The sequence below is a fragment of the Exiguobacterium sp. s124 genome, from assembly GCF_018617485.1.
In the GTDB taxonomy this organism is placed as follows: Bacteria; Bacillota; Bacilli; order Exiguobacteriales; family Exiguobacteriaceae; genus Exiguobacterium; species Exiguobacterium aestuarii.
The window spans coordinates 69,563-82,815 of sequence record NZ_JACSKH010000003.1 but is presented as its reverse complement, the minus strand read 5'-3'; the positions used below and the strand labels follow the sequence as shown (position 1 = coordinate 82,815).

The 13,253-nt window shown below is 47.0% G+C and carries 14 protein-coding genes; 10 read left to right on the top strand and 4 right to left on the bottom strand.

From position 1 onward, the window contains the following. The first annotated feature begins 167 nt into the window (after positions 1-167). The 8 genes from KNO85_RS12690 (at position 168) to KNO85_RS12655 (ending at position 6,218) form a co-directional block, all read left to right on the top strand. Positions 168-287: a cytochrome c oxidase subunit 2A gene (locus KNO85_RS12690; protein WP_224863290.1), complete on the top strand. Its 120-nt coding sequence runs from the start codon at positions 168-170 to the stop codon at positions 285-287. A gap of 24 nt (positions 288-311) precedes the next feature. Beyond that, positions 312-782 carry a cytochrome c oxidase subunit II gene (locus tag KNO85_RS12685; RefSeq protein ID WP_214790603.1) on the top strand — a complete coding sequence of 157 codons (471 nt, stop codon included), beginning with the start codon at positions 312-314 and terminating at the stop codon, positions 780-782. Then, a complete protein-coding gene (locus KNO85_RS12680; protein WP_214696425.1) occupies positions 783-2,468 on the top strand; it encodes a b(o/a)3-type cytochrome-c oxidase subunit 1 in 1,686 nt (561 codons plus the stop codon). Positions 2,469-2,518: 50 nt separating this feature from the next. Then, complete coding sequence (locus KNO85_RS12675; RefSeq protein ID WP_214790601.1) at positions 2,519-3,109, top strand: kinase; 591 nt, start codon at positions 2,519-2,521, stop codon at positions 3,107-3,109. A 139-nt stretch (positions 3,110-3,248) separates the two neighbouring features. Next, entirely contained in the window at positions 3,249-3,641 is a 393-nt protein-coding gene (locus tag KNO85_RS12670; RefSeq protein WP_214790820.1) for a GntR family transcriptional regulator, read from the top strand. Beyond that, a complete protein-coding gene (locus KNO85_RS12665) occupies positions 3,619-4,299 on the top strand; it encodes an ABC transporter ATP-binding protein (RefSeq protein ID WP_214790599.1) in 681 nt (226 codons plus the stop codon). The genes KNO85_RS12670 and KNO85_RS12665 overlap by 23 nt, the downstream gene beginning before the upstream one ends. Then, the gene (locus KNO85_RS12660) at positions 4,296-5,102 is read left to right on the top strand and encodes a hypothetical protein (protein WP_214790597.1); all 807 of its coding nucleotides are present in this window, start codon (positions 4,296-4,298) and stop codon (positions 5,100-5,102) included. Before KNO85_RS12665 ends, KNO85_RS12660 begins: the two co-directional genes overlap by 4 nt. 9 nt (positions 5,103-5,111) lie before the next feature. Then, positions 5,112-6,218 carry a hypothetical protein gene (locus KNO85_RS12655; RefSeq protein ID WP_214790595.1) on the top strand — a complete coding sequence of 369 codons (1,107 nt, stop codon included), beginning with the start codon at positions 5,112-5,114 and terminating at the stop codon, positions 6,216-6,218. A 22-nt stretch (positions 6,219-6,240) separates the two neighbouring features. Here the strand turns inward: KNO85_RS12655 and KNO85_RS12650 are convergent, their stop codons facing one another. From KNO85_RS12650 to KNO85_RS12640, 3 genes are read right to left on the bottom strand one after another with little or no spacing between them, the layout of a single operon-like run. Then, a complete protein-coding gene (locus KNO85_RS12650; protein ID WP_214790593.1) occupies positions 6,241-6,885 on the bottom strand; it encodes a hypothetical protein in 645 nt (214 codons plus the stop codon). Continuing rightward, positions 6,882-8,048 (bottom strand): DEAD/DEAH box helicase, encoded by a 1,167-nt coding sequence (locus KNO85_RS12645; RefSeq protein ID WP_214790591.1) that lies wholly within the window; start codon positions 8,046-8,048, stop codon positions 6,882-6,884. The genes KNO85_RS12650 and KNO85_RS12645 overlap by 4 nt, the downstream gene beginning before the upstream one ends. Before the next feature lie 53 nt (positions 8,049-8,101). Continuing rightward, positions 8,102-8,524, bottom strand: a complete 423-nt coding sequence (locus tag KNO85_RS12640; RefSeq protein ID WP_214790589.1) for a hypothetical protein — start codon at positions 8,522-8,524, stop codon at positions 8,102-8,104. A 361-nt stretch (positions 8,525-8,885) separates the two neighbouring features. Between KNO85_RS12640 and pflB the strand changes: the two genes are divergently transcribed. Beyond that, positions 8,886-11,132 carry a formate C-acetyltransferase gene (gene pflB, locus KNO85_RS12635; protein ID WP_214790587.1) on the top strand — a complete coding sequence of 749 codons (2,247 nt, stop codon included), beginning with the start codon at positions 8,886-8,888 and terminating at the stop codon, positions 11,130-11,132. Between the two features lie 56 nt (positions 11,133-11,188). Continuing rightward, the gene (gene pflA, locus KNO85_RS12630) at positions 11,189-11,905 is read left to right on the top strand and encodes a pyruvate formate-lyase-activating protein (protein ID WP_026826768.1); all 717 of its coding nucleotides are present in this window, start codon (positions 11,189-11,191) and stop codon (positions 11,903-11,905) included. A 48-nt stretch (positions 11,906-11,953) separates the two neighbouring features. On the opposite strand, the gene KNO85_RS12625 is transcribed toward pflA, so the two are convergent. Next, the gene (locus KNO85_RS12625) at positions 11,954-13,204 is read right to left on the bottom strand and encodes an Nramp family divalent metal transporter (protein ID WP_214790585.1); all 1,251 of its coding nucleotides are present in this window, start codon (positions 13,202-13,204) and stop codon (positions 11,954-11,956) included. Positions 13,205-13,253 lie beyond the last annotated feature (49 nt).

The following is a 13,253-nucleotide window of genomic DNA, read 5'->3' as shown; positions in this document are numbered from 1 at the left end:
AGGAGACGGTTTTTTTGTGGGCTTCTTTTATCGAAATGTGAATTTTGTGTGTTGAAACTACGCAAAATCGATGTGATTGTCACTTTTGGAGTGATAAATATCACATATTATCACCTAGACGATTGCATACAATGAAGATGGAAAAACAAGCGAAAGGGGTCTTACACGTGGAACATAAAGATGGGCAAGAACCGAACCTAAAAGGAACGTTTACATCGGTCATGATCGTTGCGGGTGTCATCATTGCCATGTGGTCATCAGTCTTTTACTTATTCGTCACTCGATAAACATGTAGGGAGGAGAGTCTCATCGTGCATATTCATAAACTAGAAAAATATTGGCTTACATTTGGTATTATCCTACTCGCGGTCTTCTTGACGGTCCTCGGGGTATCGGCATTCGCAGCAGGGAATCAGCCAGCATCAGATGCGGACTTGATTGATCCAGCAAAAGTGAATCAGACGGCTCCGTTCGACAAACCTGGGCTACATCAAATTGGCGACAATGAATACGAACTCGTCATGATCGCGCAAGCATTTACGTTCACGCCAGGGAATGTTGAGATTCCAAAAGGTGCAAAAGTGACGTTCCTTGTGACGTCACCAGACGTCGTCCACGGATTCCAGTTAACGGGTACACCGGTCAACATGATGGTTGTCCCAGGACATATCAACTCATTGACGTACACGTTCGAGGAAGCTGGCGAATTTTTGATTCTTTGTAACGAGTATTGTGGAACAGGGCATCACATGATGTCGACTAAAATCAAGGTGGTGGAATAAATGAACGACGTATCATCTAAACTGAAACAATGGGAGATGGAACGAGGGGTTCCTGTTCCGAGTATCGGAGCGAAAGAGGCGCGTCTTGCTTACGGTCACGTTCTCGTATCGATTCTCGCCGTCTTGATCGGTGCGTTGGCTGGTTTGACACAGACGTTGATTCGGACCGGGGTCATCCCTGAAATCTTTGGATATTATCAATTGCTAACGGCTCACGGTATCATGCTCGGGATCGTCTTCACGACGATGTTCATCATTGGTCTCTTATATGCGTTACTGGCGAAGTCGTTCGGTCGCTTTGAATCATTCCCGACACGTGTCGCGTGGCTCGGCTTTTGGACGATGATTATCGGTGCCGTCATGGTAACGGTCATGATTTTGGCCAACAAAGGGACGGTCTTGTATACGTTTTATGCACCGCTCATGGCAGATCCGCTCTTCTATGTCGGACTCGTCTTGTTCGTAGTCGGAACGTGGTTGTCGTCGTTCGCGATGTTCCGTATGTATGCGGATTATAAACGTGACAATCCAGGCGTTCATCCACCGCTCCCGGCTTATATGAGTATTATGACAATGCTTCTATGGGACATTGCGACACTCGGTGTAGCAGCAACGATTTTATTCCAACTCCTTCCGCTCTCATTAGGATGGACGGATACAGTCGGAATCGAGTTGTCACGTACATTGTTCTGGTACTTCGGTCACCCGCTCGTTTATTTCTGGCTCATGCCAGCATACATTGTATGGTATACGGTCGTACCGAAAGTCATCGGTGGGAAGATCTTCTCAGATGCGTTGGCACGGATGGCATTCTTGTTATTCCTACTCTTCTCATTCCCGGTCGGCTTCCACCATCAATTGACAGAACCGGGCATTGAACCGTTCTGGAAGTTCGTACAGGTCATCTTGACGTTCTTGGTCGTTATCCCGTCATTCATGACAGCATTCTCGCTCTTTGCGACGTTCGAACTTCGTGGACGTGCGCTCGGCGCGAAAGGGTTGTTCGGATGGGTGAAGAAAATGCCGTATGGCGATGTTCGTTTCCTTGCACCATTCGTCGGGATGTTATTCTTCATTCCAGCCGGTGCAGGTGGAATCATCAACGCTTCGCACCAATTGAACGCGATGGTCCACAATACGCTTTGGGTCACGGGGCACTTCCACATTACAGTCGGGACGGCTGTCGCCTTGACGTTCTTCGGAACGGCCTACTGGCTTGTGCCGGTACTTCGTGGTCGTACGTTGACGAAGGCAATGAACAAACTTGGATTGATTCAAGCAGGGACTTGGGCGTTCGGTATGGCCATCATGTCGTATGCGATGCATATTTCAGGATTGAACGGGAACCCGCGTCGTACAGGTCCAGCGACTTACTTCTCGGATGCATTGACACGGGAATGGATCCCATACCACGTCATGATGGCGATTGGGGGAACAATCTTGTTCATCTCGGTTCTCATCTTCGTGTATTCGATGTTCAACCTGTCGTTCCTCGCACCGAAAGGCGAAGAGGAATTCCCGCTCGCCGAGACGGAAGAAGCAGCGATGGACACACCGCGCTATTTCGAGAATTGGAAACTGTGGATCACCGTGACGTTTGTTTTGATCGCATTTGCATATACGGTTCCAATCTGGCACTTGATTGAAAGCGCGCCTCCAGGAGCGCGTGGTTGGGTACTCTGGTAAACTAAAGTCAGCTCATTCGTGAGCTGACTTTTTGTGTGGGGAGGAACGACATGAACGTATTGGATGTGATTCGTTCTGCACGAGCGACGCACGCGGGGAATCGTCCGTTTGTCGTAGCAATTGATGGGTTGAGCGGAGCGGGCAAGACGACGCTCGTCTCAAATTTGAATGGGGAGTCCGATTTACTTGTGCTTCATATCGATGATTATATCGTCGAACGTGCAAAACGCTATGAGACCGGACAATCTGAACCGACCGAGTATTATGCACTCCAATGGGACGTGTCGCGTCTTGAGCGTGAACTGTTTCGTCCCTTAACTGAAGGGGTTACGAAGTTAGTATTACCGCGATATGATCAGGAACGAGACGTCATTACAGAACAGGTCGTGGACGTATCATCTGCTCATACGGTTGTCGTGGAAGGAATCTTTCTACAACGCCCGGAATGGCAGCCTTATTTTGACTATGTGATTTATCTCGATTGTCCACGCGAGGTTCGGTACGAACGGGTATTGAATCGTGATACATATCTCGGCAATCCGGCGGAACGGCTTGCGAAATACAAGCGTCGCTATTGGCCGGGCGAAGACCTTTATCTTGAACGAATAGACCCGAAAAACACTGCACACATCGTGCTATAACTGAATGTCTCAGCATCTGACACGTTCGTCAGATGTTTTTTATTTGGAGAAAAATTGAAAAAATGATTGACGTAGAAGTGTATTACACTAATAATACAGTTAGAAAGTGTATTAACCATGTCATACACTTAGAAAGGTGATGAACATGCAATTCAATACGAGGGCACCGGTGTATCTACAGGTCGTCGACTACTTTAAAAAGAAGATGGCGCTCGGTGAATTAAAAGCTGGAGATGAGATGCCATCTCGGCGAGAGCTTGCGAATGATTTGAAGATTAATCCGAACACGGTTCAAAAAGCGTTTAAGGAAATGGAGGATCAACAATTGATTACGACCGAACGAAATCGACCGAGTCGCGTGACGACAGATGTAACGATATTGGCACAAATCCGCTCCGAGATTGTAGATGACGCGGTCGCGGTATTTGTGGAATCAATTCAAGAGCTTGACGTCTCGGTAGACGAACTTGTCGAGAAAATCAAACGACAGTACAAGGAGGGAATGTACGATGATCGAAGTGTTGGGAGTTAAGAAGCGCTATCGCCGAAAACAAGTCATTGAAGACGTTTCGTTCACAGCGAATAAAGGGGAAATCACATGTCTCATCGGACTGAACGGTACAGGGAAATCGACGTTATTGAAAGGCATCATGGGGTTGACGCCTTTTGATAAAGGTTCGGTATTGATTGATGGGAAACCAATCGATTTGAATCGTGTCGCTTTCGTCGCCGACCATGCGATGTTCCCGATTCACTTCACAATCGAGCAATGTGAGGCGTTCATGAAAGACTTTTACCCGACATTTGATTCGACATTATTCGCCCGCCTTGTTGAAGACTTTAAATTGTTCCCGGAAGACAAGTTGAGCGAGTTATCGAAAGGGACGCTCGCCAAAGCGAACCTCGCACTCGGGATTGCCCAAGACCCAGATTATTTATTACTCGATGAACCGTTCTCAGGAATCGATGTCTTTTCGAAAGAACAGATTGTCGAACTGTTTTCGAGTGAGGTCATGGAGAATCGTGGCGTGCTCATTACGACACACGAGATTGAAGATATCGAGTACTTGATCGACAAGGCGGTCATGTTGAATAACGGACGCATCGTCCGTGAGTTTGATGTCGAGGATGTCCGTTTCATTCATGGGAAGTCCATCGTCGATGTGATGAGAGAGGAGTACGGGGCATGAATCTATTGAAACTATTGAGTTGGGAAGTCGAGCGTGTCACGAAACCATATTTGATGTTGGTCGCAGGTCTCATTGTCGTTCAGTTTGGGTGGCTCGGGTACTTTTTATGGGATGAGAAGAACTTTTATGAACAGTTGAGACGTACAGGAGATGCAGACTATCAAATGTCCTTTTCAGACTATCTTGGAGGTACACCATATCTCTTGTCACTCGGGATTGCGGTCGCAGCGATGTTGTTATATAGCGCCTGGATCTGGTATCGCGATTTTCAAGGACGAGGGACGTTCATATTGCGACTACTCACGATGCCGCAAAAACGGATGACTTTGTTTTTCGCCAAGTTTGCTACAATTTTGATGATGACGTTGGGGTTATTGGCCATCGAATGGATTGCCCTCAAATTACAATACATAGCGTTCACAAGTTGGTTTGATGGGAAGATGATACCGATAAACGGATCATTTGATCAAGCTCTATCTATTAACGGAATATTGGCCATGATGTATCCTACTTCAGTCGTCAACTTTGTCATCCATCAATTGTTTATTGTCATCGTCGTATTATTTGTTTTCACATTTGTGTTGATTGAACGGAGTTTCTGGCAACGGACGATGTGGTCACCCGTACTTAGCTTATCTACCTTGATGGTCATACTGACTATTCCGATATTGGGCTATGCCCTTTTGTCGAATCGATTGATTTATGATGAGACAATCGTATATGTGGGTGTTGTGTTAATCGTATGGGCAAGTGTGACAATTTGGCTCAGTCGAAGATTTTTACAAAGCAAATTGAATGTGTGAGGTGAAAAGATGAAGCGAATGTGGAATGTGGTCGCACTTGGTGCGGTCATTGTGATAGGGCTTGGAACATTTGCCGTTGACGCAATGGAACCAAAAGCGAAGTGGTCGTTAAACATCAGTTCGAATCCATCTGTTTGGAAAGACGCGGTCGTTGAATTTGGTTATAACGCAGAGAATGATGTTGCTCAAAGGTTTGAAGTCACTTCTGAGGAGAGTCGAGTCACCTCGAATTTGAATTATATCGCTGAAGGAATTCGTTATCGAGAACGTTTAAACAAAGAAGAGCGCTCGATGCACCGACAAATGAACGGATTGACGTTTGCACAATCAATTCAAACGGAAAATGGATTCATAGGAATTGGCCAAAATAGAAATGAAGAGCTCATAATCTTTAACCAGTTAGACGGAAAAGAGATAACCACTTATGAGTTCGATGCAAAAGATCGTCAAATTTACGAGATCTTGACAGGTGTGTGGGCAGGTTTGTTCATAAATGATGGTCAACTAAATTTGATTTATCGAGAAGGCTATGATGGTGATGAAACGACGATGCTTGCGACATTCAATCAAACGATGGATGACGTCACTGTCAAAGAAATAAAGTTGGATAATGGATTTATCACGCACGTAAGTGGAACAAGTCGTTTTTATGGAACAAGTGAATCACCATCAATGTCCGAAACACGCTATGTCCCAGTCGGTGTCAGTGCCTATGAGACAATTAGAGAAGGGGAAGAAACCTATTATAGTGGAATTACGATGCCGGGCCAATTCGCTTATGATACGGAAACAGGACAAGTTGTTCAGTTGGCAGGAAATCAAGACTTTTGGGACTATACAGTGTTCGAAAATAAACTGTTCACACTAAATACGGATGGCGAAGAAACTGTCATTGATTTAAAAACAGGTGAGCAGATGACGCGGAACGTTCTCGACTCGGTGGATCACGCCTTCTATGCAAACGGTCGTCTGTACCAAACGCGTCAAGCGAAAGACGGTGTCGTCATTGATGTATACGAGGATGGGAAACAAATCTCGAGTGCATCGGTCACGCCTGAAAACGAGGAAGCGCAAGCGATGCTCGATCAGGTTGATGTATACGTTAGACAAAAATAAGCAAAGGGCCGCGGCCCTTTGCTTATTTTGATGGTTTCGGTATGATGACGCCTTCTTCTAAATCCAGCAACAAGTCGATCAGTTCCGCACAAAACTCCGGGAACTGCTCCAAAAAGGCACCGGGACCGACTTCATCCGTAAAGTCGATATAAAGATCGGACACGTTTCCAGACATTTTCGCAGGTAAGGCGAGAAACGCCGAGCCGAAGCGCCAACTGCCTCGGATATCGAGTAACTTCCCGAGGACGAGGTCACCAGTCTCACGTTCTTCCGGTAACTGGACAGCGTACGTCTCTTTCGACTCCCAGTCTTTCAACTGACCGTCTTCCGTCACTTCAAAGATGCTGCAACGCGGGACGGCAAGTCCACGAAGTGCGTGATATAGGGCAGGTGACATATCGCTTTTATGGTCGGCCAAGTAGCGACCATGTGGCGTCATCCCCTCCTCGTCCGTCTCAAAGAAGACGGCCCAATCGATGAAGAGGTCGCGGAAGAGCTCGGCATCTTTTAAATGCCATGTCCCTTCCGATGCAATCTCTTGAATATAATTTGTCCATTGCGTGCTTCGCGCGAGAGCCGCTTGCTCATACAACTTTTTCAGTTCGGCAAGCAATTCGGACTCTTCGACGAGCAAAGGGAAGGGAATTACTTTCCGGTCTTTTTTCATCGGCGCGGTCCTCGCTTGTTCGCAGGACGTTTGACGACAGGAGGCTTCTCCTCGATTCGTTTCTCAATCACATCGCCACGATAAATCTCGAGTTCTTTCAACTCGACACCGAGTTGACGTGCGAATGATTTCAAGTGTGGCAAATCGTCTGTCGTCACGAGGGAGAGGACCGTTCCGCCTGCATTACCGCGAGCCGTACGGCCTGAACGGTGGATGAAGTCATCGATGGATTCCGGTAAGTCGAAATGGACGACATGTGTCACATCTTCGATATCGAGACCGCGCGCCGCGAGACCTGTCGTGATGAGGAGCGGGTATTCGCCTTTACGGAATTCACGGAGTGTCTCGACGCGTTCGCGTTTTCCTTTCAAGCTGTCAAGCATGCGATAGTTCACTTTCAACTTCTGAAGCTCTCCACGAAGTGGTGGTAAGAACGAGCGGTTATTGATGAACGCGAGTGCTTTCACGCCATCGACGTGCGAAAGACGGCGTAAGAGTTCTGGTTTGTACCGACGCGTCGTCAACATATAGCCGTATGTCACTTGATCGCTGACAGCACGCTCGATTTTGATGTGTGCTGGTTCGTCCATGAATGGTGCCGACCATTCTTTAAGTGAATCGGTGAGTGTTGCCGAGACGAGCGCAAGCTGACGTTCGTGCGAAGTATGCTTGATGATACGTTCCGCTGCCTCTGTTAAACCGCTGTCGATGATTTGATCGGCTTCGTCTAAAATGACGGTATGCGTCTCATGGAGTTTCAGTTTTTTCTTGTCGATCAATTCAACGAGACGTCCCGGTGTCCCGACAATCAAATGAGGCTTTTTCTTGATTCGGTCGATTTGGCGTTTCAATTCGACGCCACCGATGAATGAACCGATACGGACATCACCTTTTTCAGTGAAGCGCTGTGCGACTTGTTGAATCTGCATGACAAGTTCACGAGTCGGGGCGACGATGACGACTTGGATCCGTTCGTTCGATGGGTCAATCTTTTCAATCGCTGGAAGCAGGTAGGCGAGCGTTTTACCCGTCCCGGTAGGTGCTTCGATTGTCACATCTTTTCCATCTAATAGTAGGGGGAACGCTTCTTTTTGGACCGGCATCGGCTCGTTAAAGCCCATCCGTTCCCACGTTTCGTTAATAAAAGGTTTTGTAAAATTCATAATAGGTCTCCTTATCTTTAGGCAAAAACAAAGGAAGCGAAAGCGCTCCCTCGTCAAATATAGCGAACATGCTCCTGACCATCTTCCATTGAAGAACGTAACGTCTGTGTGAACGTCTGACCGTCTTCGATGAGTTTGATGTGGGCGTCTGCACCTTCTGCTGTCAATTCAACTTTCTCAATCGTGAATCCTTGGTAGACGCGATACTGTAACTCGGACGTCATTTGCTCGAACGGTTTCAGTTCCGGATGTACCGTGATGACATGGATTGGACGCGACAAAAGTACGGCAAGTAACTGGTCGCGGTAATCGATAAAATCTTCATTCTCGATGTCATCGTCAAAGCGAATCCAAAACCCTCCGTCTTCAAATTCTGTGATAAATCCGTCACGCTTTTCACCAGCTTCGTCAACTTTCAGTGAGATGCGATCGCCGACTTGAAAGGCGTGGCTTGTTGTTAATGGTTCATACGTCATGAGTAGAACCCCTTCCTCTTATGCAATGTTCTGCCTTCATTGTGTCTGATACGACACAAAAATTCAAGTTCTAACCGAATGATGTGAGATTTATCACCCTAAAAACTGTATAGTTCGTCACAGAACAATCAAATTAGTACAGATGATCGTTCAACCCTATTCAAATGGGAATCAGCTGTTTCAAAATAGATAAACTAGTAGATGTAACAGTTCGTAAAACGCTTTCAAAAACGGCTGTTTCATCACGTTCATAAGATTGTTACAAGTTTCACAAGAATGTAAAACATATTGTTCACGTTTTCACGTACACTCACAGTATAGATAACACGCAGTTACTTTCGAGAATGAGGAGTGAATCAACATGGCAACTGAAATCAAATCCGCATGGTCAGGTTTTGTGCCTGGTCAGTGGACGAATGAAGTAAATGTCAGTGAGTTTATCCGTTTGAACCGTCATGAATACACAGGGAACGATACGTTCTTGGCAGGTCCGACAGAAGCGACAAACGTTCTTTGGAACCGTGTGATGGAACTGACAAAAGAAGAGCGTGAGCGCGGCGGCGTTTGGGACGTCGATCAACACACACCGTCGACAATCGTGTCGCATGGACCAGGTTACTTAAACAAAGAGTTAGAAAAAGTCGTTGGCGTTCAGACGGATGAGCCGTTCAAACGTTCGATTCACCCGAATGGCGGTATTCGCATGGTCGATGCCGCACTCGAATCATATGGTTTCGAACCAGATGAAGAAATTACAAAAATTTACTCAGAGATTCGCAAAACACATAACCAAGGTGTCTTTGATGCCTATACGCCGGAAATGCGAGCAGCTCGTAAATCAGGAATCATCACAGGTCTTCCCGATGCTTACGGTCGTGGACGCATCATCGGTGACTATCGTCGCGTCGCCCTCTACGGAATTGACTTCTTGATGGCAGAACGCAAAAAAGATTTGGCGAAACGCGGTGGGTTCTTATCCGAGTCGGATATTCGCGATCGCGAAGAACTGAATGAACAACTTCGTGCCCTCCAAGAACTTAAACAACTCGGGGACGCTTATGGATTTGACCTCGGTCGTCCTGCGGAAAACACGCAAGAAGCGTATCAATGGGTGTACTTGGCATACCTTGCTGCGATTAAAGAACAAAACGGTGCTGCGATGTCACTTGGACGCGTCTCAACATTCCTTGATGTGTACGCTGAACGTGACCTTGAAGCTGGTCGTTTAACAGAGTCAGACGTTCAGGAAATCGTCGATCACTTCATCATGAAGCTTCGAATCGTCAAATTCTTACGGACACCGGACTATAACGAATTGTTCTCAGGTGACCCGACTTGGGTAACGGAGTCAATCGGTGGGATGAGTGAAGATGGTCGCTCGAACGTCACGAAGAGCTCGTTCCGATTCTTGCATTCACTCACGAACCTCGGTCCTGCTCCAGAGCCGAACTTGACGGTTCTCTGGTCGACGAAGCTTCCAGAAGGCTTCAAACAATACTGTGCGAAAATGTCGATTGAAACTTCAGCGATTCAATATGAGAACGATGACTTGATGATGCCGCAATTCGGTGACGACTACGGGATCGCATGTTGTGTGTCACCGATGAAGATCGGGAAACAGATGCAGTTCTTCGGTGCGCGCGCAAACATGGCAAAAGCCCTTCTTTATAGCATGAACGGTGGACGAGATGAGAAGAGTGGCGCTCAAATCGCTCCGTCTTGGGAAATGAACACAGAGGATGTGCTCACGTACGAAAAAGTATATGCCGACTTTGACCGTACACTCGACTGGTTGGCAGAGCTATACGTCAACACACTCAACGTCATTCACTTCATGCATGACAAATATGCGTACGAACGAATCGAAATGGCGCTTCACGATCCAGAAATCTTGCGGACGATGGCTTGTGGGATTGCGGGTCTCTCGGTAACGGCTGATAGTCTCTCAGCAATCAAATACGCAAACGTCAAACCGATCCGAAACGAAGAAGGCATCATTGTCGACTTCGAAACGGAAGGCGACTTCCCGAAATTCGGAAACAATGATGATCGCGTCGACTCAATCGCCGTCGAACTCGTCGAATCGTTTATGGAAAAAGTACGGAAGCATAAAACATACCGTGACGCGCTTCACACACAATCGGTCCTCACCATCACATCAAACGTCGTTTACGGGAAGAAAACAGGGAACACGCCAGACGGTCGCCGTGCCGGTGAACCGTTCGCTCCAGGTGCAAACCCGATGCATGGACGGGATACGAAAGGTGCGGCTGCATCGCTCTCATCTGTTGCGAAACTTCCATTTGAACACGCGCAAGATGGAATCTCATACACGTTCTCAATCGTACCGAAAGCACTCGGAAAAGAAGAAATCGCACGCGAACTTAACTTGGCGGCACTTCTCGATGGGTATATGAGCGGAGAACACAAAGGACATCACTTGAACGTCAACGTCTTTAACCGCGAGACGCTTCTAGACGCAATGGAACATCCAGAAGAGTATCCACAACTCACAATCCGCGTATCAGGATATGCGGTCAACTTCATCAAGTTGACACGTGAGCAACAGATCGACGTCATCAACCGTACGTTCCACGGTTCGTTGTAAGTAAAGGCTTAGCGGCCTTCCACGGAGGGCCGCTCATTCGTTAGGAGGTCATTTCGATGACAATGGGATATGTACATTCGGTCGAATCATTCGGAACAGTTGACGGCCCTGGTATTCGCTTCATCGTCTTTTTACAAGGTTGTGCGTTACGTTGCCTCTATTGCCATAACGCGGACACGTGGGATTTCAAAAAGAATAATCACCGTTCGGCTGAAGACGTTATTCAAGAGGCGCTCAGCTACCGTCCGTTCATGGAAGCATCCAATGGCGGTATCACCATTTCAGGTGGTGACCCACTTGCCCAGCCAGAATTTCTAGAGGCGCTATTACGCGAAGCGAAAAAGCATGGGCTTCACACGACGCTTGATACGTCCGGTGCACTCCGTCCTCCTAATTTAGATGCCATTTTAGATCACACTGATCTCGTCTTACTCGATATCAAACATATCGACGATGACATGTGTAAAAAATTGACGGGACGTAGCAATGCCAACACGCTCGCGCTTGCCGAACACCTTTCCGAGCGCGGAACGAAAATGTGGATTCGCCACGTCCTTGTACCTGGATGGACGCTTGAAGAAGGTGCGCTTCGTCGTACTGCGGCGTTCATTCAAAAGCTAGACCATGTCGAGAAAGTCGAGATTTTGCCGTACCATGAGATGGGCGTCTATAAATGGGAGGCGCTCGGACTGGATTATCCGCTCAAAGGTACGAAGCCTCCGACATCCGATGAAGTCGAATGGGCGGAAGGGATTTTGCAGGGAACCGTATAAAACAAGCGCAGGCCGATGTGGCCTGCGCTTGTTTTATAGATTCAGAGATTAGATAAAGGTTTGGACAATCAAAAATAGATTTAATGCGATGACAATCGCTGTGATGCCCCATCCAATCCATGTCGTAAAGCGATGATTCACGAGCCCACCCATTAACTCTTTATTGCTCGTAAAGAGAAGCAGAGGAATGAGGGCGAATGAAATACCGAAAGAAAGAACAACTTGACTCCAAACGAGAGCGTTTGACAAGTTGACACCGGACAGGATGAGTAAGAGTGGCGGGGCCATCGTAATTACACGACGTACATAAATCGGAATATGCTTTTGAATATACCCTTGCATGACGACATCTCCGGCCAATGTCCCCACGGATGCACTTGATAATCCGGCAACCATTAAGCCGATGCCAAATAGCATGGCAATTGGTGAGCCTAAAAAAGAGTCAAACTGCTGGTGAGCGATTTCTAAATCGTTTACGATCATCCCATTCTTATAAAAGACGGCGGCTGCGATAATCAACATACTGGCATTGATTGCGCCAGCGAGGACCATTGCGATTGTCACATCAATTCGTTCAAATTTCATGATACGCTTTCGTGCTACCACATCTTTTCCCTTGATTCGTCGTTGTGTCAAAGCGGAGTGCAAATAAATAGCGTGCGGCATGACCGTTGCACCTAAGATCCCGGCAGCTAGTAAAATACTCTCTGTCCCGTCAAAACGAGGAATGAGGAGACCTGATAAAAGAGGCTTCACTTCGGGTTGGGCACTAAACGTTTGAATGGCAAACGCGAGAGCAACGACGAGTAGCATCCCGGTCACAAGCGTTTCAAGTGGTCGATAGCCACGTCTTTGTACTTCTAAAATGGCAAAAGAACCGGCAGCGGCAAGAAGTGCTGCTTGAATGAGCGTCACATCAAACACGAGGTAGATCCCGAGTGCCGCACCAACAAATTCTGCCAAATCAGTGGCCATAATCATCAATTCGGCTTGAATCCATAAAAAGATAGCGGTCTTCTTAGAGAAACGGTCACGACAAATTTCAGGTAAGTTTTTCCCGGTCGCGATTCCAATTTTGGCAGACAGCGTTTGAATTAATCCGGCCATCAAGTTTGCGATTAAAATGACCCATAAGAGTAAATAACCAAATTGAGAACCTGCTGCAATGTTAGTTGCATAGTTTCCGGGGTCGATGTATGCGACCGAAGCGACAAAAGCTGGACCTAGAAAAGGGAGAAGTGTTTTAAGTTTTTGAGTCATCGAGCGATGTGTCCGAATTGATTCGACTTCATTCAACATGACAGATCCTTCTTTCTTGCCTAACGGTTAATTTGTTTACCTAGGTAAA